The organism is Actinomycetota bacterium (genome assembly GCA_014360645.1).
Classification (GTDB): Bacteria; Actinomycetota; Geothermincolia; order Geothermincolales; family RBG-13-55-18; genus Solincola_B.
This window is the reverse complement of record JACIXD010000002.1, coordinates 146897-167849: the sequence shown is the minus strand read 5'-3', so window position 1 is coordinate 167849 and position 20953 is coordinate 146897. Positions and strand designations below refer to the sequence as shown.

Below are 20953 nucleotides of genomic sequence, written 5' to 3'. Positions count from 1 at the left end.
ACGCTTTTGGACCGTCTGAGGGCGGGCGAGGAGGTCTCCCTCCTGGAGAGGCTGGCGGCGGAGGAGGGCATGGAGAAGGAAGCCCTGGCGCAGGCCCTGCTGGAGGGGAGGGCGGTGATCCCGGCGAACCGTGCCCGGCCCCTGCGGAGGCCATGCGTGGTGGGCGGCGGCTCCCGCACCAAGGTGAACGCCAACCTCGGGACCTCCAGCGACTACGCCACCATCGGAGAGGAGCTGGAAAAGCTGAGGGCGGCGGTGGAGGCGGGCGCCGATGCGGTCATGGACCTCTCCACGGGCGGCCCCATCGACGAGGTGAGGAGGGCCGTGGTGAGCGCCTCTCCTGTTCCCGTGGGCACGGTGCCCATCTACCAGGCGGCGGTGAGAGCCCAGGAGGAGCGGGGGAGCATCGTGGCCATGAAGGCCGAGGATATCTTCCGCGCCGTGGAGGACCACTGCGCTTCGGGGGTGGATTTCATCACCGTGCACTGTGGGGTCACCTCCGGGGTGCTGGAGGCCCTCAAGGCCAACCCGCGCGTGGCGGACATCGTGAGCCGCGGGGGGGCCTTCCTCGCAGGATGGATACTCCACAACCAGGAGGAGAACCCCCTCTACGAGGACTTCGACCGCCTGCTGGAGATAGCGCGCCGGCACGAGGTGACCCTCTCCCTGGGCGACGGCCTGCGCCCGGGGTGCATCGAGGACGCCAGCGACGCCGCGCAGCTGGCGGAGCTGGTGGTGCTGGGCGAGCTGGTGCGCCGCTGCCGCGAGGCCGGCGTGCAGTGCATGGTGGAAGGGCCCGGCCATATCCCACTCCACCAGGTGGAGGCCAACGTGCGCATGGCCAAGGCCATCACGCGCGGCGCGCCCTTCTATGTGCTGGGTCCCCTGGTCACCGACGTGGCGGCGGGATACGACCACATCGCGGCGGCCATCGGGGGGGCGCTGGCCGCCCTCGCGGGCGCCGATTTCCTATGCTACGTCACGCCGCGTGAGCACCTGGGGTTGCCCACGGCGGATGATGTGAGGGAGGGGGTGGTGGTCACCCGCATCGCGGGACACGCCGCCGACCTCGCGCGAGGTCTTCCCGGCGCACGCGCCTGGGACCTGGAGATGAGCCGCGCCAGGAAAGGGCTGGACTGGGAGGAGCAGTTGCGCCTCGCCCTGGACCCGGTGAAGGCGCGCCGCCTGTTCGGGGAACGCCAGGTGGAGGGAGAGAGGGCGTGCACCATGTGCGGGGATTTCTGCGCCATGCGCTTCATAGCCGAGTACCTGGGACGCGAGGAGGCGCCCGCCTGCGATTGAGGATCGCGCTCCGCGCGAAGCAGGGGTAGCCGGAGGTGGAGAGAATGCGTCTGGAGGAGCTGGGGGAGTTCGGGCTCATCGCGGAGCTGCGGCGCGGGCTTGATTCCGCGCTGGAGGGCATGGTGCTGGGGGTCGGCGACGACGCCGCCGTCTTCGCCGCGCGAGGCGGCGGGAGCTTCGCCTACACCGCCGACGCCATGGTGGAGGGCGTGCATTTCGACCTCGCCTATACCCCCTGGCATTCCCTGGGATACAAGGCGCTGGCGGTCAACCTCTCCGACCTCGCGGCCATGGGCGGAGGGACTCCCGCCTACGCGCTGGTGGTGCTGGGGCTGAGGGGGGACCTGGAGGCCGAGGCGGTGGAGGAGCTGTACCGCGGACTGCGCGACTGCGGAGAGGAGTTCGGATGCGCGGTGGTGGGTGGGGACGTGGTGACCTCCCCGCGGCATCTCTTCATCTCCGTGTCCCTGGTGGGGACCCTACCGGAGGGGAGGTTCCTCGCCCGCGGCGGGGCTCGGCCCGGACAGGCGGTGGCGGTGACCGGTACCCTGGGGGATTCCGGCCTGGGGATGAAGCTGCTGATGGAAGGCGGAGACACGGACGACTTCTGCGCCGTTCGTCACCTCTATCCCCGTCCCCGGCTGCGCGAGGGGAGGATGGCCCTGGAGGCGGGGGCCTCGGCGGCCATAGACATCAGCGACGGCCTACTGCGAGACCTGGGGCATGTCTGCGAGGAAAGCGGGGTGGGAGCCAGGATCGTGATGGATAATATTCCCATATCACCGCAGGCGTGGCAGGCCGCCGGCCGCATGGGCGAGGAGGCGCTGGAAGCCGCCCTCGGCGCCGGTGAGGACTACGAGCTCCTGGTGGTCGCCGACGCGGAGGTCCTGGAGGGGCTGGCGGGCGACGCGGGACTGACGGTCATCGGCGACATCATCTCCGGGGAAGGGGTGGAGTTGGTGGACCGCGAGGGAAGGCGGGTACGCCCCGGGCGATGGGGCTACGAACATTTCCGGGAGCCCGGGGGATGAGGAGCGAGGAGGCGGGGGCGTCGCGTATCGTGCGGGTTGCCTTGCCGCGCGGACAGCGGACGCGCTCTTACCGGAAAGGAGAGCGGTCGCTTCCCGCGGACGCGCGAGCCGAGGCCCATGCACGGCACCGCCGTCCGCCCTCCCGTCCGGGACGTCGAAGAAGCGCGTGTCGGGTGCCCGCCGCCCCCTGGCTCGAGCTGCCGATATATGCGGGAGGCATGCGGTGATCCTTCCCGTGGTGCTCACGGTGGCGGGTTCCGATTCCGGAGGGGGTGCCGGTATCCAAGCGGACCTCAAGACCATCTACGCCCTGGGTGCCCACGGGGCATGCGCGGTCACCAGCGTCACCTCCCAGAACACCAAGGGAGTGCTCGAGCGCTACGACATTCCCGCCCCAGTGGTGGTCTCGCAGATGCTGGCGGTGCTGGAGGACTTCGAGGTGGCGGCCATAAAGACGGGCATGCTCGCCAACGCGGAGGTGGTGCGGGCGGTCGCCACGACCCTGGCGGGCCGGGGCGCGGCGGACCTGGTGGTGGATCCCGTCCTCCTCTCCTCCAGCGGGCATCCCCTGCTGGATGAGGAAGGGAAGGAGGCTTTGGTGGAGCGCCTTCTCCCCCTGGCGGCCTTTTTCACCCCCAACCTCCCGGAGGCCGAGGAGTTCGCGGGTTTCCCCGTCGCGGGCCTTGAGGAGATGCACGAGGCGGCACGGGCTCTGCTCCGCCTGGGGCCGCGCCACGTGGTGGTGAAGGGGGGGCATCTGCCGGGAGGAGAGACGGTGGACGTGTACTACGACGGGAGGCGCATGCTGGAGTTCAGGGGACCCAGGGTTGAGACGTCCGATGACCACGGCACGGGATGCGTGTATTCCGCCGCCCTGGCGACGCGGCTGGCGCGGGGAGAGCCGCCTGACCGCGCGGCGGCGGGAGCCAGGGAGGACACCCTGCGCGCCCTCGCGAACTCCCTGCGCCTGGGGCGCGGGCGGGGCCCCGTCCATCCTTCCCGTTGAGGGAGCCGGCGGCGGGGACGTGGCGGACGCATGGGGCCGGCCGGTGGAGTGGGCGCTGGAACGCGCATAAGATGTAGGGCCTCAGATCATGCACGTAAAAGGGATAAGGGCAACAAGGATGGAATATAATATACCGAGTAGTGTTTGTGGGAGGGACCGTTGACGGGTAGAAGGAGGTAGAGAGGATGAAGAAACTGCTGGTCGCCGGGCTCATCGCCGCGTTATGCCTTTCCACGCTGGCCTTCGTCGCCGGCTGCGGCGGTGACAAGAACAAGGACGAGGCCAAGTCGTACATGAAGAAGGGCGACGAGTACATCGATGCCGTGGAGACCACCTGGGAAGGGCTGGAGGAGAAGCAGACCGAGATAGCCACCAAAGCCATCGGTGGAGATTATTCCGCCTTCACCGGGGAGATGGGGGAGGCCCTGAAGAAGGAGTTCGAGGAGACCTTCGCGGCCATCGGGAAAAACATCGATGCCGCCTATGCCGAGTACAAGAAGATAAACGGCCTGGAAGGCGTGCAGGACTACAAGGACTATGCCGCCAAGATGATGGAGGCCATCGAGCTGATGAAGAAGCAGCTGGCGGCGGCCCAGACCCTGCTGGCTAAGCTCAGCGATACCCTCATCGCCCTGGCCCAGGGGCAGCAGGTGGACCTCATCTCCATGATGATGGAGAGCGAGGAGATGACCATGCTCCAGGAGTTGGGGGACGACATCGATAAGCTGATGAAGGAGGCGGAGCAGATCAAGCTGGACAAGAAGCTCGAGTCCTGACGGACGGCTTCCTACCCTCCGCCGCAGTAGGGATGGCGCGGCGGAGGGGGCAAGGCCTGGCGCAACGGGGGCGGGGCGAAAAGCCGCCGCCCCCGTTGCGTGCGCCGGGCATAGCCGGCATCGCGAGGGCCAAAACCGACCACGGCGGAGGGAGGCCGGGGCGTGCCGATCCGCCCGTCAGAAGGGGCGGTCGCCCACCCGGCACCAGTTGTCCATGGACCTGTCAACCCTGGTGAGGTGGAAGATGAAGTCCAGTAGCCTGGGCATGCACAGGCCCCGCAGAAAGGCCACCAGCCACACGTCGAAGCGGGGCACGCAGACCTCGGCCTTGTTCTTCTTCACCGCCTCCAGCACCACGTCGGCCACCTTCTGGGGGTCCTGCCAGCGGGTGATGATGGGGGGCTTACCGCCCTCGAACATCCCGGTGGCCACGTAGCCCGGGTTGACGATGGTGAAATCGACCCCGCTCCCCCGCAGCTCCATACGGATGCTGTCGGTGATACCGATGTTGGCGAACTTGGTGGCGCAGTAGCCGCCCATCCTGGCGGTGCCCGTCTTGCCGGCCACGGAGCAGATGTTCACCACGTGTCCGCTGGCGCGCCGCACCATGTCCGGGACCACCGCCTGCATCATCCACACGTACCCGTAGTAGTTTACCTCCATCATGCGTCTGACCGCCTGCTCGGAGAGGTCCAGGACGGCCCTGCATTCGGTGACCCCTGCGTTGTTCACCAGCACGTCGATGGGGCCCACCTCGCGAACCGCCTTCTCCACCACCGCGAAGCAGTCCTCGCGGCTCGACACGTCGTGGCGGTAGGCGTAGACCTCCCCGCCCTTTCCCCTCAGCTCTTCCGCGGCGCGGTCGAGCTCGGCCTCGTCGATGTCGGTCATGATCACGCGGCAGCCCTCGCGGCAGAAGTTGGCGGCGTGCAGCTTTCCCATGCCCCGGGCCGCTCCGGTGACCAGGACCACCTTGCCCCTGAGATCCTTCATCCCCTCATCCTTTCTCCCCGCGGACACCGCGCCGCGGCGCGGCGTACTCCTGTTCTTCCTCCCTTGTTCCCATACGGATCATACCTGCCGCAGGTCCGGGTTACCGACCGGGCTCACCACCGGGCCCGTGACCCCGTCCGCGGCAGGCGCCGCCACGATCACCCCGGGTATGGAGGGGGCGTTGCCGGGAGAGTCATCTCATGTGCGCTTTCTTGCCCGCGTTGTCTCCGGCTGCGCGCGGCCCCCCACGGGAGCTGCCGTTGCCCTGAAGTCGTTGTCGAACCCCCCACGGGTGCGCGTGTCTTCTCCATCCCCGCCGCGCGGCCCCCCCACGGGAGCTGCCGTTGCGGTAAGATCGAAGGTCAAAGGCGCGGAACCTGCGCGCCTACCTGCTCACCTTCCCCGCCTTCATGCACTTGGTGCACACGTTGATGCGGGCGGGCTTTCCGTCCACCACCGTCCTGACCTTCTGGATGTTGGGGTTCCACCTGCGCTTGGTCTTGCGGTGTGAGTGGCTGATGTTAAACCCGAAACCGGGCTTTTTCCCGCAGATCTCGCATATCCTGGACATCCATACCTCCTCCGAACATACGGGTGTATGTTAACAGAAGCCGCAGGTGGTTACAATACGACGAATTGACTCATAATAAATCAACACGAAAAGGTTTCGTTGCCAAAAAACAAAAATCTACTCGAAGCGGTGCGCCGAAGGTCCCCTCGAAGAGCGGCGTCGCCGCGCCGGTCGGCCCGCACGCGGCCTACGCCGCGGCGGCAGGCGCCGCCCGCGCCTCCCTTGCGCGGAAGCTGTGGTGCTGCGTCGCCGGCGGTTGCTATAATCTTTCTGTTCCGGGCGGAGGAAGGAGGCTTGCGGGCATGGTCGAGGCGGAACGCGAGAGGGATCGGGAGTCGCTGGGAAAGATAACCATCAGCGACGACGTGCTGGCCGACCTGGCCGGGCTCACCTGCACCCGCTGTTACGGCATCGTGGGCATGGCCAGCCAGAGCTTTCACGAGGGCGTGGCCGAGCTCCTGGGAAGGGAGTCGCTGCGCAAGGGAGTCCGCCTGCGCCGGCGCGAAGAGGGGGTCAGCTTCGACCTCTACGTCATCGTGGAGGCGGGGATCAACATCGCCGAGGTGGCGCACAACCTCATAGAGCAGGTCAAGTACATGGTGGAGAGCAGCACGGGGCTCAAGGTGGAAGAGGTGCAGGTGCACGTGCAGGGGGTAAGGGCAAACTGAGCGCGGCTAGCATGCAGTCGTTGGAGAGCCTGGGGGCCGGGGACCTGGTCGGGCTGGTCGACAAGGCCATAGAGGCCCTGAGGGTCCACAAGGAAGAGATAAACGCCATGAACGTGTTCCCGGTCCCCGACGGGGACACGGGCACCAACATGCTCCTCACCATGCAGGCGGTGAGGGACGCAGTCAGGAGCGCCAACCATCACGACATGAAAGGCCTCTGCCAGGCCATATCCCGCGGTTCCCTCATGGGGGCGAGGGGCAATTCCGGCGTGGTGCTCTCCCAGATCCTCAAGGGGATGACCGAGGTGCTGGGGGAGAACGACCTCGTGGACGTGGAGGTTTTCTCCCGCGCCCTTTCCCGTGGCTCGGAGGTGGCATACCGCGCGGTGATGAAGCCGGTGGAGGGGACCATCCTCACCGTGGTGCGGGAGGCGGCGGAGGAGGGCGAGAAGCTAAGGGGATCCGGAGTCTCCCTGCAGGAGTGGTTGGCCGGCGTGGTGATCAAGGCCAGGGAGACCTTGGAGCATACGCCCGACCTCCTGCCGGTGCTCAAGGACGCCGGCGTGGTGGATGCGGGAGGAAGGGGACTGCTGGCCATCTTCGAGGGCATGCTCGCCTACCTCAGCGGCGAGGAGCTGGAGGCCGTCGAGGAGGAGGTGGCGCAGGCCGTACTTCCGGGGTCTGCGGAAGGGGAGGACTACCGCTACGAGGCCCAGTTCATGCTGCACTGCAAGGATTCACGCGCGAAGCGTTTCCGCGAGGTGCTGCACACCCTGGGCGGCTCGGTTCTGGTGGTGGGGGGAGACAGGCTCTACCGGGTGCACGTGCACACCGACGAGCTGGGGAAGGTGATCGAGGAGGCCTCGGCCGCGGGCCGCCTCACGGACGTGGAGATCACCGACCTCAAGCTCCAGGTGGAGGAGGCGGGGACGGCTCGCTCGGCGGCGCGGGAAAAGCCCATCGGCGTGGTGGCGGTGGCGGTGGGCGAAGGCATCAAGGAGATCCTGCGCTCCATGGGGGTGGACCTCATCGTGGACGGGGGACAGAGCATGAACCCCAGCACGGCGGAGATGCTGGACGCCATCGACAGCCTCCCCCAGGATAAGGTGCTGCTCATCCCCAACAACAAGAACATCATCCCCGCGGCGGAGCAGGCGCGGGAGCTGACCTCCAAAGAGGTGGCGGTGATCCCCGCCGTCTCCATCACCGAGGGCTTCGCGGCCATGGTGGCCTACGATCCCCGGAGCGACCTGGCTGACAACCGCGATAGGATGGGCGAGGCGTTGGGGAGCGTGAAGACGGGAGCGGTGACGGCGGCGGTCCGCGACAGCAAGGTGAAGAAGAGGAAGATACGGAAGGGGGAGTTCATCGGGCTCTTCCGCGGGGAGATCGTCTCCGCCTCGCATGACGCGCTGCAGGCCGCCACGGAGCTCCTGGAGAGGATGGTGGAGAAGGGAGACGAGATCGTCAGCGTGATCATCGGCGAGGAGGCCCGCGGCCTGGACCACGGTCCCATCGTCGATCTCCTGGAGGGCAGGGGCCTGGAGGTGGAGGTGATAGACGGGGGACAGCCCGTATATCACTACATCTTCGGCGTGGAGTAGGCGGCGGTGATCCACGGGGCGGCGACATGTCCGGTCATGAAGAGCGCAGGGTCTCCGTGCTGGAGGGCAACTGGAGGTCGCTGCGAAAGCCGGTGAGCGCCGTCTCCGGCGTGGGAGGGGGTTTCCTGCGCAACCTGCGTGCCATGGGGATAGAGACCGTGGAGGGCCTGCTCTTCCATTTTCCCCGCCGTTACGTCGACCGGCGCAGGGTGTCGCGCATCGGGGAGGTGCGCATCGGAGAGGAGGCCACCGTCCTGGGCACGGTGCGCCAGGTGGAGTTCAACCGCCTTTCGCGCAACCGCAGCGTGCTCAACATCTCCATCTACGACGGCTCCGCGTACCTCAACCTGATATGGTTCAACCAGCCCTATCACGCCGACCGCCTCCCCCCCGGGACGGAGGCGGTGTTCTCGGGCAAGGTCCAGTACCGCTTCGGCCGGCTGCAGATGGTCAACCCGGCCTACGACGTCGTGGGCGACACGGGCGAGGTGGGCCAGAGGACGGTGCATACGGGGCGCATCATCCCCATCCATCCCGCCAGCCAGAAGATGAGTGCCGCCGTGCTGCGGCGCCTGGTCATGCGGGCGCTGGACCAGTACGGGGACCTGCCCGACCCACTCCCGCTCGCCCTGCGCCTGCGCCGCGGTTACCCCCACCGTGCCCTAGCCCTGCGCGAGATGCATTTCCCCACCTCGCAGGGGCGCCTCAACCGCGCCCGGCATCGCATGGCCTACGAGGAGCTGCTGGTGATGCAGGTGGCCCTGGCCTTGCGGCGCAGGCACATGGCCTTGGAGACGCACGGCATCCCCCATCCCCCTCCCGGGGAGCTGGTGGCGTCCTTCATCTCCTCCCTGCCCTTCCGCCTCACGGCGGCCCAAGAAAGGGCGCTGGGGGAGATCGCCGCGGACATGGCCAGGCCCGCTCCCATGAACCGCCTGCTCCAGGGGGAGGTGGGATCCGGAAAGACGGTGGTGGCCCTGGCCGCTCTGCTCAACGCCTGCGAGGGCGGCTACCAGGGGGCCATCATGGCGCCCACCGAGGTGCTGGCGGAACAGCACTACAGGAACATATGCGCCTTGCTCAAGGAGGTGCCGGGGGTGCGCGTGGAGCTGCTCACCGGCGCCACCGCGGCGGCGAGGAGGAGGGAGATCCTGGAAGCGGCGCGCACGGGTGACCTGGACATCCTCGTCGGCACCCATGCCCTCATCCAGGGCGACGTGGAGTTCGCGTGCCTGGGTCTGGCGGTGATAGACGAGCAGCACCGCTTCGGTCTGAGGCAGCGCATGCTCCTAAAAGAGAAGGGGAGCCACCCCGACACCCTCATCATGACCGCCACGCCCATCCCGCGCACCCTCTCCCTCACCCTATACGGCGACCTGGAGGTCTCCACCCTCGACGAGCTGCCGGCGGGGAGGGCCGGCACCCGTACCCTGGTCATCGGCCCCCAGGGTCGGAAGGAGGCCTATGCCCTCGTGGCAGGAGAGCTGGAGAAGGGGCGGCAGGCCTTCGTGGTCTGCCCCCTGGTGGAGGATTCCCCCGCCGTGGAGGCGAAGGCGGCGGAAAAGGAGGCGGGCGAGATACGCCGGGTCTTTCCGGGGGCGCGCGTGGGCCTGCTGCACGGGCAGATGCCCAAGGCGCAGAAGGACGAGGCCATGCGGGCGTTCCGAACGGGGGAGACGGACATCCTCGTGTCCACCACGGTGATCGAGGTGGGCATCGATATACCCAACGCCACCGTGATCATGGTGGAGAACGCCGACCGCTTCGGGCTCTCCCAACTGCACCAGTTGAGAGGAAGGGTGGGAAGGGGAGAGCACCCCGCCCATGCCGTCTTCGTCTTCGAGGGGGAAAGCGAGGAGACCCGGAGGCGCATGCGTGCCATCGCGGAGATCGACGACGGATTCCGGCTGGCCGAGGCGGACCTGGAGATCCGGGGCGAGGGTTCTCTGTTCGGCACGCGACAGTCAGGTATGCCCGATCTGAAGGTGGCGCGGCTGATAAGGGACTTCCGCCTCCTGAAGCTGGCGAGGGCCGATGCCGTTTCTCTGGTGGAAGCCGACCCCCGCCTGTCTAGGCCGGAGAACGCGCTGCTGCGCCTGGAGGTGGCGGAGCGTTTCGGGGAGATCCTGGAATGGCTCTTCCACGCCTGACGGGGTCAGATCTTCGATCTTCGGTCAACAGGCATCATCACGTCTATCCCATGTCATATGGCATGAACATCGGTCTTCGGCTGGCGTGCATCCCTACGTCCACGCCGGGGATGATCGGTGCAACCGGGACGGGAACGCCCCCGTGCCTTGAGTCGAAGCTGCGTCATATGGCATGAACATCGGTCTTCGGCTGGCGTGCATCCCTACGTCCACGCCGGGGATGATCGGTGCAACCGGGACGGGAACGCCCCCGTGCCTTGAGTCGAAGCTGCGTCATATGGCATGAACATCGGTCTTCGGTCGCATGGAAGGGGCGGGGAACAGGACGGCGCTCCTTTCATGGCGAACGGGGATGCGATCTTGCGGAGAACCCACGCCGCCATGCCCCCGGCAAGGCGGTAGCGCTCCTTTTGTGGCGAGCGGGGATGCGATCTTACCTTGACTTTGTCCCGCCTTCGCCCCACTCTACGGAGAAGAGCCCTGACATGGACGCGGTAGGTGAAGGGGGCGGAGAGCGGGCAGGAGGAATCACGCGGTGAGGCCTGCGGCGGGAAGGAAGGCGGTGGCGGCGGTGTTGCTGTGCTGCTTGGCGGCGCTGGCATCGCCCGGGGCGGCGGCGTCCGGTGCATCCCCCGCGGGCGGCCCGAGGCTCATGCGCGTCATGGCGCCTGAAGGCGCGGGGGCGGGCAGGGACGCCGTGATCGCCCTTTCCTTCGACCGGCCCATGGACCTGCACAGACTGGCCGGCGCGGCCTCTTTCGAGCCGGGGATATCCTTCGCGGTCTCGGGGGAATCCGAGGTGCTCGTGGTGCCCGTGAACCTGCTGGCTCCGGGTACCGCATACACCTTTCGCCTACAGGCGGGAGGAGCGCGGGACGCGTGGGGTGCGGTGCTTTCGGAGGGGGTGGAGATCAGTTTCACCACGCGCAGCGACGCCATGCAGATCGAGGTCCCGTCCTTCTCCTACGCGGGGCCGGTGGTCGAGGGCCAGCAGCCCCAGGGGGTGGCGAGCGCCATCGGATTCGGGGTCGGCCATTACCCCGGCACGGGACGCCCCGGGCGGGGAAACCTGGTGCTCATGGCCCATGCCAGCGGCCAGGTGGACTTTCCCTTCAACCGCCTCTTCGACCTCCAGGAGGGTTCCGAGATACGCATATCCTACGGCGGACGGAGCTACCTCTACCGCCTGGAACAGAGCTTCGTGGTCCGTGACACCGACACCTGGATCGTCGACCCCTCGCCCCGCCCCCTGCTCACACTCTTCGTGTGTTGCGCCGAGGACGGGAGGCCGTCCCCCACCTTCCACCCCCCTTACCGCTACGTGGTGAGGGCTGCGGTGCGGGAGGCGATGCCATGACCGCGCGCCGCCTGGCGTAGAATAGGGATATGAGGATCATCGCGGGAGACGCAAGGGGGAGGCGCATCAAGGCCCCCCGCGGCTGCGGCACGCGACCCATGCGGGATTTCGTGCGCGAGGCGGTTTTCAGCATGCTGGGGGAGCGGGTGACGGGAGCGGCGGTGCTGGACCTCTTCGCGGGCAGCGGTTCCCTGGGCCTTGAGGCCTTGAGCCGCGGGGCGGCGGAGGCGGTGTTCGTCGACCGCGGCGGCGAGCCCTGCCGCATTATTCAGGAAAATCTGGATATGCTTGGCATGTCCGGCAGAGGCACGGTGGTGAGGGCTGAGATACTGGATTACCTGCGGAAAACCGCTGGCAGGCGGTCGCCCTTCCATTTGATTTTTATAGACCCACCCTATAGAATTGACTTGCGATACCGTCAGGAGATGCTTAAAAGACTGGCCGCGGGGGGCTTTCTGGCGCCCTCGGCGGTGGTGGTGATAGAGGCTCCACTGCGGAGCGCACCCCCGGCTCCTCCCCCGGGTATGAGACACCGGGAGCGGCGGAAGTACGGGGAGACCGCGGTGGATGTTTATGTAAAAGAGGAAAATGTTGTAAAACCGGAACGGGAGGGGTCCAGCGAACCATGACCGTAGCCATCTGCCCCGGTACCTTCGACCCCATAACCTGCGGCCATCTGGACGTCATCAGCAGGGCGCGCAGGTATTTCGACCGCTTTATCGTGGCGGTGGCCGCCAACCCCTACAAGCGACCTCTGTTCACGCTCGAGGAGAGGGTGGAGATGCTCCGCAAGGTGACGGCGGGGATGGAGAACGTGGAGGTGGAGTCCTTCGACTCCCTGCTGGTTGACTTCGCCCGCGCGGTGGGCGCGACGGCCATCATCAAGGGGCTGAGGGCTATCAGCGACTTCGAATACGAGTTCCAGATGGCCCAGATAAATCAGGCCATGGACGAGAACGTGGAGACCTTCTTCGTCATGGCCAACCCCGAATACACCTTCATCAGCTCCAGCGCGGTGCGTGAGGTGGCCTGTTACGGTGGATCCATTACCGGCCTGGTGCCGGAGGAGATAGAGGGGGAGTTGATGGAGATGTTCGCGAGGAAGTTCAGTGCGTTGAGGAAAGGGGCGGTCTAGATGGACGTCTTTCAACAACTGGATAGGATAGAGGACCTCATCGTCTCCAGCAAGCACGTCCCTTTCTCCTCCTCGGTCATGATCAACGAGACCGAGATCTTCGAGCTGCTGGACGAGTTCCGCAGCTCTCTTCCCGAGGAGCTCAAGCAGGCGCGATGGATGGTGAAGGAAAAGCAGGAGCTCATGGAGGAGGCCCGCAAGGAGGCGGAGAGGATCCGCGAGGAGGCGCAGGAGGAGCGGGCCCGCCTCATCGAGGAGACGGAGATCATAAAAGCGGCCCGCGCGGAGGCGGAGAGGATCGTGGAGGAGGCCCAGGCCCAGGCGAGGGAGATAAGGCTGGAGGCCGAGGACTACGCCGACGAGCGCCTGGCCAACCTCGAGGTCACCTGCTATAAGCTCCTGGAGGTCATCAAGCGGGCGCGGGAGAGGCTGCAGGGCCCTCCGGAGCAGGAAGAGGCCAAAGAGGAGTTCGACCTGGACTAGGGAGTACCGGGACCACCGTCCTTGTTGATATTCATACCGGGGCCTGGCGTGGAGCGGGCGGAAGCGTCCGCAGCATCCGGGCGAGGCCGCGGGTCCCCACCGCAGACCCATCCGGCAGGTCCGCGCCCGGTTGCATACGGCGCCTCGGCATCGCGTTGAAGGCGAGGGAAGAGAGATGACCGGAGAGACACCCTTCGACCGCCGCCTCAAGGTACCTGTTACCAACCTGCAGAAAAAGGTGTTCTCCAGAGAGAAGGTCTCCGTGTCCCTGGATGCCCGCGTGGGGGATGAAGGAGTGGTCTATCTGGGAGAACAAGGCGACTTGAGGCTGGAGGCGTGGATGGAGAGCAGCCCGGATGGCATCCGGGTGAAGGGCAGGATAGAGGGCTCCATCAGCGTGCACTGTACCCGCTGCCTTGAGGAATACCGCCACCGGCTGGATCTGGCGGTGGACGAGTTCTATCGCCGGCCGGGGCTGGGCGCGGTAGGGCCGGAGGGGAGGAGGCTGCGTGATGCCGAGGTCCTGGAGGACGACGACTACGTCATCCACGAGGGAGCCGTGGACCTGAACCTGCTGGTAAACGACAACGTGATGACTGGGCTCCCCATAAAACGCCTCTGCGACGAGGCTTGCCGCGGCCTCTGTCCCAGGTGCGGCAAGAACCTCAACCAGGGCGATTGCCGGTGCGAGGCGGAGGAGACGGACCCGCGCCTGGAGGTCCTCAGGGGCCTACTCGAGGAGGAGGGCTGGGAGTGAGGCGTTCCCGTACGGGGGCGTGTGCCCTCGCTTGACCGTATATGGGCGCACGCTTATACTCTACGGGAATCGAGAAGCAGGAGAGATGGAAAGGTTTACGGAGGCCGGATAATGGCGGTTCCCAAGCGCAAGAAATCGCGTTCACGGACCTCGTCCAGGCGGGCGCGCTGGGGTCTGCAGGCCCCCCCCAAGTCGGAATGCCCGCAGTGCCATTCCCCCAAGCTGCCCCACCGGGCCTGTCCCAACTGCGGCACCTACAACGGCCGGGAGATCCTGGAGACGGAGTGAGCGGGACGCGGCCGCAGCCCGTGCGGACCCACGAAGCGGACCCCTGCAGGCCCATCGGTGAAGAGAACGGGCAGACCCGCTGGAATCCGGGCCTGACCAAAGGTCTACCCAGCACCGCCGTGGAAGGCGGCCTTCTTTTCGGGGAGGCCGTGGCGCGGCGGCGGCGTCCGCTTCGGAGGGGAGCGTGAAGGACGTGGAGGAAGGGAAAGGCGCGCAGAAGCTCACCATAGCGCTGGACGCCATGGGAGGAGATCACGCCCCTGGGGCCACGGTGGCGGGCGCCCTTGACGCCCGGGATGAGCTGGGGCTCGAGGTGGTGCTGGTAGGGGACGAGGCGGTGCTGAGGGAGGCCCTGGCGCGGGAGGGCCGGGGGGAGCTGCCGGTGGTGCACGCGCCGGACGTGGTGGGGATGCACGAAGAGGGTGCGTGGGCGGTCAGGGACCGCGCTGATTCCTCGGTGGTGAAGGCCGCGGAGGAGGTGCGCGAGGGCAGGGCGCAGGCCATGGTCTCTGCAGGCAACACCGGAGCCGCCATGGCGGCGGCTTTCTTCTCCTGGGGGCGCATGAGGGGCGTCAAGAGACCGGCGGTGGCGGTGGTGCTCCCCCCCGCACAGGCGCCCAAGCTCCTGTTGGACGCGGGAGCCAACGCCGATTGCCGTCCGGAGCACCTGCGGCAGTTCGCCCTGCTGGGAAGCGCTTACGCATCGCTCCGGTTCGGGGTGAATGAGCCCAGGGTGGGGTTGCTCAACATCGGGGAGGAGGATACCAAAGGCGACGAGCTTGCCCGGGAAGCATACCGCTTGCTGCGCTCGGACAGCCGCATCAATTTCGTGGGCAACCTGGAGGGCCGGGACCTGGCCTCGGACAGGGCGGAGGTGGTGGTGACGGACGGCTTCACCGGCAACGTGGCCCTCAAGGTGATCGAGGGGGTGGCCTCCATGATCACCAGGCGGCTGCTCGAGAACCTCTCCTCCCTCTCAGAGGAGGAGATGAAGCCCGTGCTGCCCGCGCTGCTATCCCTGCGCGGGGAGCTCGACTATCGCGCCATCGGAGGGGCTCCGCTACTGGGGGTGCGGGGGGTGTGCATCATCGCCCACGGCAGTTCCGACGCGCTGGCGATAAAGAATTCCCTCCGCGTGGCGGCGGAGGCGGTGCGGACGGGGCTGGTGGAGAACACCGAGCGCCTGCTGGCGCTGGACGGCTGAGGCAAGGCAAGAGATGTTCCTGAGGCGCGGGAGAAGGAGAGGGGAGCCCGAGCGGGCGAGGGAACCGGTAGAGGAGCTCGTGGGGGTGACCTTCAGGGACCGAGAGCTGCTCAGGAGGGCCCTTACCCACCGCTCCTATGCACACGAGAACGCGCTCCCCCCCGGCCACACCTACGAGAGGCTGGAGTTCCTGGGGGACGCGGTGCTCGACGTGGTGTTGTCCGAATACCTCTACCGCAACCACCCGGAGCTCGACGAGGGGGACCTCACGCGCATCCGCTCCTACCTGGTGAACATGAACTCCCTGGCGGATGCGGCGAGGAAAATGGGTCTGGGTGAGCATCTCTACCTCAGCCGGGACGAGCGGGCGGACGGAGGTGGGGACAAGTCCTCCATCATCGCCGACGCCCTTGAGGCCCTCATCGGGGCGGTGTACCTGGACCGGGGCCTGAAAGAGGCGGAAAGGGTGTGCCTGCGCATCTTCGGGGACAAGCTGGAGGAGGCGGTCTCGGGAAGGCTGGATTACGATTACAAGTCGCAGCTGCAGGAATATCTGGTGAAGGAGAAGGGGATACTGCCCCGTTACCGCCTGCGGGAGGAAGGTCCCGACCACCGCAAGGTCTTCCACGCCACCGTGTTCGCGGGGGAAAAACGGCTGGGGCGGGGCAGCGGCAGCTCGAAGAAAGAGGCGGAACAGGAGGCGGCGCGGGAGGCCCTGCGCAGGCTGGGGGCCTGCTGACGGCGCCGGCGCGAGACGGAAAAGGGGGTACGAGATGGCTGGAATCGGCTTGGTGACGGATTCGACCGCTTACCTCGACCGGGATTACGCAGCGGAGCACGACATCAAGGTGGTCCCGCTCAAGGTGATCATGGACGAGGTCTCCTACCGCGAGGGGGTGGACATCGACAACGACGAGTTCTACCGGCGCCTGCAGCAGCCCGGGACCTTCCCCACCACCTCGCAGCCTTCCGCGGGAGAGTTCCTGGAGGCCTACCGCGAGATGGCAGAACGGTACGACAGGTTGATAAGCATCCACATCAGTGCGGGCATCAGCGGCACCTGCGAGTCAGCCCGCTCCGCCGCGGCCGAAATGGGAGATTATCCCATCGAGGTCATCGACTCCCGCTTCACCGGCATCCAGCTCATGATGTTCGTGCAGGAGCTGGTGAAGGCCAGGGACGCGGGCGGGGACATGGAGGAGCTGAAGTCGCTGGCGCAGCGCATGATCTCCCGGAGCAACCTCATGTTCTGCGTGGACACCCTGGAATACCTGCACCGCGGGGGGAGGATAGGGGGAGCGCAGGCGCTCATGGGCTCCATGCTGCGCATCAAGCCCATCCTCTACATCGACGGCACCATCGACGCCCTGGACAAGGTGCGCGGAAGCGGCAAGGCCCTCGACCGTCTGGTGGAGCTGGCGGCGGAGAAGGCCGGGGGGCGCAGGGTACAGGTGGGGCTGACCTACGTAAGGGACAGAGACCGCCTCGAGGAGTTGCGTTCCAAGGTGAAGCAGGCCCTGGATTGCGACCCCGAGGCCATCGCGGTGAACGAGACCGGGCCGGTGATAGGGTCCCATGTGGGTCCCGGCACCGTGGGAGTGGGCTTCTTTCCCGTGGAATAGCGGCGCTGACCGGCGGGGATGACGCCGGGCGGTATGCGGGGCCCCTCGGGGCCCCTTTTTGCTGCCGGGGTCGAGGACGGCAGGCCGCGCGGAGGGCGGCGAGGAGGCCTTGGAGAGGAGGTGTGTGCGGGGGAGGAGGCGGCCGGCGGTCGATGTCGAAAGGGGGGTGAGGCGGTCGGTTGCGGAAGAGGGTTTGACGTGATCGCCCGCTTACGGTTTGACGTCGGGAGGTAAGGGGAATGGAATGGTCGGTGGGGAAGGTGAAGGGCCGGGCGAGGAAGAAATATAACTGGAAATGTCCATGAACTTGATGGATGGCGGATGACAGGAGAGCAGGGAAAGAGATGTACTTGAAGACGCTGAGCGCGCGCGGGTTCAAGTCCTTCGCGGAAAAGGTGACCCTGGAGTTCGAGCCCGGCATATCCGTGATCGTGGGGCCTAACGGCAGCGGGAAGAGCAACGTCGCCGACGCGGTACTGTGGGTGCTGGGCGAGCAGAGCCCGCGCAACCTGCGGGGCTCGAAGATGGAGGACGTGATCTTCGCGGGGAGCGCCACCAGACAGCCCATGAGCATGGCCGAGGTGTCGCTCTCGCTGGACAACCGCGACCGTGACCTGCCCATCGATTTTCCCGAGGTGGTGCTGACGCGGCGCATCTATCGCACGGGGGAGAGCGAATACCTTCTGAACAAGGCCCCCTGCCGGCTCACGGACATCCAGGAACTCCTCTCTGACCTGGGGGTGGGAAGGGAGCTCACCGCGGTGATCGGGCAGAACCGGCTCGAGAGCATCCTGCGCAGCCAGCCCGAGGACCGACGCCATTTCATCGAGGAGGCGGCGGGGCTGCGCAAGCACCGGCGCCGCAAGGAGAAGGCCTTGCGCAAGATAGAGGGAGTGGAGCGCAACCTGGTGCGCATCAGGGACATCATGTCCGAGGTGAACAAGCAGTTGAAGCCCCTGGAGAGGCAGGCCAGACAGGCACGGGAATATCAGGAGCTGTCCGCGCGCATCCGGGACCTCTCCATCCGTATCCTGGTGGCCGAGCTCCAGGAACTGAAGGGGCAGTGGGAGAACCGCCGCGAGGAGGAAGAGAAGCTGGCGCGCGACCTCGAGGAGGTCGCCTCGTCGGCCGGCGAGGCGCGCCGCAGGACGGGGGAGATAGAGGCGGAGATAAGGAGGCTGCGCGCGGAGCTGGACGCCACCAGGGACCGCGAGATGCGGCTGGTCTCGCTGGGGGAGAGGCTGCGGGCATGCGAGAGCCTGGGGGAGGAGAGGCTGAAGCTCTACGCCGCCCTCAGCGGCGACGCCTCCTACCGCGAGGGATGGGTCTCTCGGCGTGAGGAGACGGTCCGCCGGGTGGCGGAACTGGAGGAGGAGCGGAAGCGGGCGGAGGAAGAGCTGGCGAGGCTGCGCGAGGAGCGGGAGCGTCTGGGCGGGGAGCGCGCACGGATCGCTGCCGCGCTGGGTAAGGCGCGCCAGGAGAGGGACGCGTGTCGGCGTGCCCTGGAGGAAGCGCGGGAGAGGAAGAGGCGCCTGGAGGGCGAGGCCTCCAGGCTGAGGGACAAGGTAGAGTCGCTGAGGGGAGAGGCGGCGAGGCTCAGGGCAAGATGCGAGGAGCTGGAGGCCGAGCTTGCGAGACTGCGCGAGGAGGAGAGCGAGAGAGCATGCGAGGCGGAGAGACTGGCGGCGCGGCGGGAGGAGCTGTCCGCCGCCATGCAAGAGGTACGGGGGAACATCGCCAGGTTCCGCGAAGAGGTGGAATCCGTGGGGCGCATGCAGAGGCGTTCCTTCCAGGAGGAAGCCCTGGTGGTCGCCAGGCTGCGCGCCCTGCAGGAGGTCTTCTCCTCGCGTATAGATTACGCGGCCTCGGCGTCCAGGGTGCTGGACGAGGCGGGGAACATGCCCGGGGTCGTGGGCATGCTCCTTCACCACATCAGGATCGAGGAGAGGTGGGAGAGGGCCCTGGAATCCTTCCTGGGGCCGTGGCTGTTCAGCGTGGTCACGCGCGACCTGCATTCCGCCCTCCAGGCTATCCGCATGCTGAAGAGGAACGAGGACGGTTACTGCGTCTTCCTGCCCCTCTCGGAACTCGCGCGTGCGGAGGACGCGGACCTGGGGAACCTGGCCCGCATCGCGGGAGGGGTGCCGGCATTGGAGGTGGTGGAGGGGGATCCCGAGATCGCGCCCGCACTCAAGCATCTGCTTGGAGAGGTGGTGCTGTGCTCCACCCTCGATGATGCGGCCGCCGCCGCCGAGGGCTACCCCGCCCTCACCTTCGTGACCCAGGACGGTGACGTGGTGGCGCCGCGGCGTGCCGTGAAGGGAGGCGCCAGGCCGCGCAGTCCCTTCCATGTCATCGCCCGTCGGCGGGAGATCGAGCAGCTGCAGGAAATGCTGGAGCTGTGCGACGAGGAGGCGGTTTCCCTGGAGGTGCGGCGCAAGAGCGCCCTGTCCACCCTGGCGAGCCTGGAGAAGGAGGCCGAATCCCTGGCCGCGGAGGTGGGTGAGGTGCAGGCGAGGCGCCGCGAGCTGGAGCAGGAGAGGAGGATCCTGGCGGGGCGCCTGGAGGAGATGGGGTCCGAGGCTGAGAGCTCCCTGGAACGGGCCGCTTCCCTGGAGGAGGAGGCGGAGGGACTGGAGCTGAAGCTCGGGGAGCTGGAGAAGGACATCGCCGCGCTGGCGGGCGGGGAGGAGGACGGGGCGCGCCGCCTCCGGGAGAGCGAGGAGGAGGTGAGCCGCCTGCGCGAGAAGGAGCGCGGGTGCGATGCGGCGTTGCAGGAAATGAAGGCGGGCATGGCCTCCCTTCAGGAACGCCGCAGCAACCTGGAGGCGAGGACGGAGGAGCTGGGAGCGGAGCTCGCCTCGCCCGCGCCGCCGGGGAGGGAGGAGCTGGCGGAACTGGCGCGCAGGCAGGAGAGGATACTGGAGCTCGCCCGCGCGCTGAGCGACATCCACGGCGGCATGGCCGCTCGTTGCGGCGAGCGCGAGGCGCAAAGCAGAGAGGAGCTGGAGGCGAGGGAGCGCGAGCTGGAGACGTTGCGGGAGAGGCTCGCGGAGCTGGGGGCGCGAGAGGAGGAACTGCGGGAGCGCTCGCACAACCGCGACCTGGTGGCGGCCCAGCTCAAGATGCGCGTGGATATGCTGGTGCAGCGGCTGCTGGACGAGTACAAGATACCCCTGGAGACCGCGGTCACCGATTATCTTCCCGAGAGACCGGTTGCGGAGATGCGGGAGGAATGCGAGGACCTGGAGCGGAGGAGGGATTCCTTGGGTCAGGTGAACCTCATGGCGGTGGAAGAACACCACGCCCTGCAGGAGCGCTACCAGTTCCTGGTGGAACAGGTGGAGGACCTGCGCGAGAGCAAGGCCTCGCTGCAGAAGGTGGTACGAGCCATCGACCGCGAGATCATGCGCATCTTCCGCCAGACCTTCGACGAGGTGAACCGCCATTTCCAGGAGCTCTTCGAGAAGCTCTTTCCCCAGGGCAGGGCGGAGCTCACCCTTTCCGATCCCACCGATCTCCTCAACACCGGGGTGGATATCGAGGCGCAGCCGCGCGGGAAGCGCCTGAAGAAGCTCTCGCTGCTCTCCGGAGGGGAGACCGCCCTCATCTCACTGGCCTTCCTCTTCGCCCTCTTCAAGACGCGCCCCAGCCCCTTCTACTTCCTGGATGAGGTGGAGGCGGCCTTGGACGACGTCAACCTCCACCGCTTTCTTGACATGCTCAAGGAGTTCAGGGGGGATTCGCAGCTCATCGTGATCACCCACCAGAAGCGCACCATGGAGATCGCGGACGTCCTCTACGGCGTGTCCATGCAGGCGACGGGCGTGTCGCGCGTGGTCAGCCAGCGCCTCGACGAGGCGGAACACCTCGCCCGCGCGGGAACGGCTTGAGCGCCCGGCGCCGGCAGTCGAGAAGGATGCCCGGCCGCAAGCCGGCGGTCGTGCGGCCGGTAAACGGGTTCCCGCCAGGCCTGTTGCTGCACGCGTGACGCGCTCCCGAAGAG

At 67.0% G+C, this 20953-nt stretch carries 19 protein-coding genes; 17 read left to right on the top strand and 2 right to left on the bottom strand.

Translation table 11 applies throughout. The annotated features are described in order from the left end of the window. The first annotated feature begins 6 nt into the window (after positions 1 to 6). The 4 genes from thiC (at position 7) to H5T74_02235 (ending at position 4115) form a co-directional block, all read left to right on the top strand. A complete protein-coding gene (gene thiC, locus H5T74_02250) occupies positions 7 to 1302 on the top strand; it encodes a phosphomethylpyrimidine synthase ThiC (GenBank protein ID MBC7229199.1) in 1296 nt (431 codons plus the stop codon). A gap of 35 nt (positions 1303 to 1337) precedes the next feature. Continuing rightward, positions 1338 to 2333 (top strand): thiamine-phosphate kinase, encoded by a 996-nt coding sequence (thiL, locus tag H5T74_02245; protein MBC7229198.1) that lies wholly within the window; start codon positions 1338 to 1340, stop codon positions 2331 to 2333. Between the two features lie 226 nt (positions 2334 to 2559). Beyond that, positions 2560 to 3339 carry a bifunctional hydroxymethylpyrimidine kinase/phosphomethylpyrimidine kinase gene (gene thiD, locus H5T74_02240; protein ID MBC7229197.1) on the top strand — a complete coding sequence of 260 codons (780 nt, stop codon included), beginning with the start codon at positions 2560 to 2562 and terminating at the stop codon, positions 3337 to 3339. Between the two features lie 185 nt (positions 3340 to 3524). Beyond that, positions 3525 to 4115 (top strand): hypothetical protein, encoded by a 591-nt coding sequence (locus tag H5T74_02235; protein MBC7229196.1) that lies wholly within the window; start codon positions 3525 to 3527, stop codon positions 4113 to 4115. A gap of 177 nt (positions 4116 to 4292) precedes the next feature. Here the strand turns inward: H5T74_02235 and H5T74_02230 are convergent, their stop codons facing one another. Beyond that, positions 4293 to 5108, bottom strand: a complete 816-nt coding sequence (locus tag H5T74_02230) for an SDR family NAD(P)-dependent oxidoreductase (GenBank protein MBC7229195.1) — start codon at positions 5106 to 5108, stop codon at positions 4293 to 4295. A 385-nt stretch (positions 5109 to 5493) separates the two neighbouring features. Further along, positions 5494 to 5679, bottom strand: a complete 186-nt coding sequence (locus H5T74_02225; GenBank protein ID MBC7229194.1) for a 50S ribosomal protein L28 — start codon at positions 5677 to 5679, stop codon at positions 5494 to 5496. A gap of 302 nt (positions 5680 to 5981) precedes the next feature. Between H5T74_02225 and H5T74_02220 the strand changes: the two genes are divergently transcribed. The 13 genes from H5T74_02220 to smc all read left to right on the top strand — a co-directional run bounded on the left by H5T74_02220 (position 5982) and on the right by smc (position 20840). Continuing rightward, positions 5982 to 6347, top strand: coding sequence for an Asp23/Gls24 family envelope stress response protein (locus H5T74_02220; protein MBC7229193.1), 366 nt, complete (start codon positions 5982 to 5984; stop codon positions 6345 to 6347). 11 nt (positions 6348 to 6358) lie between these two features. Further along, entirely contained in the window at positions 6359 to 7951 is a 1593-nt protein-coding gene (locus H5T74_02215) for a DAK2 domain-containing protein (GenBank protein MBC7229192.1), read from the top strand. A 26-nt stretch (positions 7952 to 7977) separates the two neighbouring features. Further along, a complete protein-coding gene (recG, locus tag H5T74_02210) occupies positions 7978 to 10101 on the top strand; it encodes an ATP-dependent DNA helicase RecG (GenBank protein MBC7229191.1) in 2124 nt (707 codons plus the stop codon). A 535-nt stretch (positions 10102 to 10636) separates the two neighbouring features. Beyond that, the gene (locus H5T74_02205; protein MBC7229190.1) at positions 10637 to 11458 is read left to right on the top strand and encodes a sortase; all 822 of its coding nucleotides are present in this window, start codon (positions 10637 to 10639) and stop codon (positions 11456 to 11458) included. 29 nt (positions 11459 to 11487) lie between these two features. Then, entirely contained in the window at positions 11488 to 12087 is a 600-nt protein-coding gene (gene rsmD, locus H5T74_02200; GenBank protein ID MBC7229189.1) for a 16S rRNA (guanine(966)-N(2))-methyltransferase RsmD, read from the top strand. After that, positions 12084 to 12593 (top strand): pantetheine-phosphate adenylyltransferase, encoded by a 510-nt coding sequence (gene coaD / locus H5T74_02195; protein ID MBC7229188.1) that lies wholly within the window; start codon positions 12084 to 12086, stop codon positions 12591 to 12593. Before rsmD ends, coaD begins: the two co-directional genes overlap by 4 nt. Continuing rightward, a complete protein-coding gene (locus tag H5T74_02190) occupies positions 12594 to 13076 on the top strand; it encodes an ATPase (protein ID MBC7229187.1) in 483 nt (160 codons plus the stop codon). It begins immediately after the preceding gene. A gap of 175 nt (positions 13077 to 13251) precedes the next feature. After that, positions 13252 to 13833, top strand: a complete 582-nt coding sequence (locus tag H5T74_02185; GenBank protein MBC7229186.1) for a DUF177 domain-containing protein — start codon at positions 13252 to 13254, stop codon at positions 13831 to 13833. 111 nt (positions 13834 to 13944) lie between these two features. Then, positions 13945 to 14121, top strand: coding sequence for a 50S ribosomal protein L32 (rpmF, locus tag H5T74_02180; protein ID MBC7229185.1), 177 nt, complete (start codon positions 13945 to 13947; stop codon positions 14119 to 14121). Between the two features lie 241 nt (positions 14122 to 14362). Next, positions 14363 to 15325: a phosphate acyltransferase PlsX gene (gene plsX / locus H5T74_02175; GenBank protein ID MBC7229184.1), complete on the top strand. Its 963-nt coding sequence runs from the start codon at positions 14363 to 14365 to the stop codon at positions 15323 to 15325. Positions 15326 to 15338: 13 nt separating this feature from the next. After that, on the top strand, positions 15339 to 16064 hold the full coding sequence (gene rnc, locus H5T74_02170; protein MBC7229183.1) for a ribonuclease III: 726 nt from the start codon (positions 15339 to 15341) through the stop codon (positions 16062 to 16064). A gap of 34 nt (positions 16065 to 16098) precedes the next feature. Beyond that, positions 16099 to 16947 (top strand): DegV family protein, encoded by an 849-nt coding sequence (locus H5T74_02165; GenBank protein ID MBC7229182.1) that lies wholly within the window; start codon positions 16099 to 16101, stop codon positions 16945 to 16947. A 344-nt stretch (positions 16948 to 17291) separates the two neighbouring features. Continuing rightward, complete coding sequence (gene smc, locus H5T74_02160) at positions 17292 to 20840, top strand: chromosome segregation protein SMC (GenBank protein MBC7229181.1); 3549 nt, start codon at positions 17292 to 17294, stop codon at positions 20838 to 20840. The last annotated feature ends 113 nt before the right edge of the window (positions 20841 to 20953 follow it).

Bases quoted from the DNA above. Each gene is read 5' to 3' on its own strand.
- coaD (MBC7229188.1), top strand. From the start codon at position 12,084: ATGACCGTAGCCATCTGCCCCGGTACCTTCGACCCCATAACCTGCGGC.
- plsX (MBC7229184.1), top strand. From the start codon at position 14,363: ATGGGAGGAGATCACGCCCCTGGGGCCACGGTGGCGGGCGCCCTTGAC.
- rpmF (MBC7229185.1), top strand. From the start codon at position 13,945: ATGGCGGTTCCCAAGCGCAAGAAATCGCGTTCACGGACCTCGTCCAGG.
- H5T74_02225 (MBC7229194.1), bottom strand. From the start codon at position 5,679: ATGTCCAGGATATGCGAGATCTGCGGGAAAAAGCCCGGTTTCGGGTTT.
- recG (MBC7229191.1), top strand. From the start codon at position 7,978: ATGTCCGGTCATGAAGAGCGCAGGGTCTCCGTGCTGGAGGGCAACTGG.
- rnc (MBC7229183.1), top strand. From the start codon at position 15,339: ATGTTCCTGAGGCGCGGGAGAAGGAGAGGGGAGCCCGAGCGGGCGAGG.
- H5T74_02190 (MBC7229187.1), top strand. From the start codon at position 12,594: ATGGACGTCTTTCAACAACTGGATAGGATAGAGGACCTCATCGTCTCC.
- H5T74_02185 (MBC7229186.1), top strand. From the start codon at position 13,252: ATGACCGGAGAGACACCCTTCGACCGCCGCCTCAAGGTACCTGTTACC.
- H5T74_02215 (MBC7229192.1), top strand. From the start codon at position 6,359: ATGCAGTCGTTGGAGAGCCTGGGGGCCGGGGACCTGGTCGGGCTGGTC.
- H5T74_02230 (MBC7229195.1), bottom strand. From the start codon at position 5,108: ATGAAGGATCTCAGGGGCAAGGTGGTCCTGGTCACCGGAGCGGCCCGG.
- H5T74_02165 (MBC7229182.1), top strand. From the start codon at position 16,099: ATGGCTGGAATCGGCTTGGTGACGGATTCGACCGCTTACCTCGACCGG.
- smc (MBC7229181.1), top strand. From the start codon at position 17,292: ATGTACTTGAAGACGCTGAGCGCGCGCGGGTTCAAGTCCTTCGCGGAA.
- H5T74_02235 (MBC7229196.1), top strand. From the start codon at position 3,525: ATGAAGAAACTGCTGGTCGCCGGGCTCATCGCCGCGTTATGCCTTTCC.
- H5T74_02220 (MBC7229193.1), top strand. From the start codon at position 5,982: ATGGTCGAGGCGGAACGCGAGAGGGATCGGGAGTCGCTGGGAAAGATA.
- rsmD (MBC7229189.1), top strand. From the start codon at position 11,488: ATGAGGATCATCGCGGGAGACGCAAGGGGGAGGCGCATCAAGGCCCCC.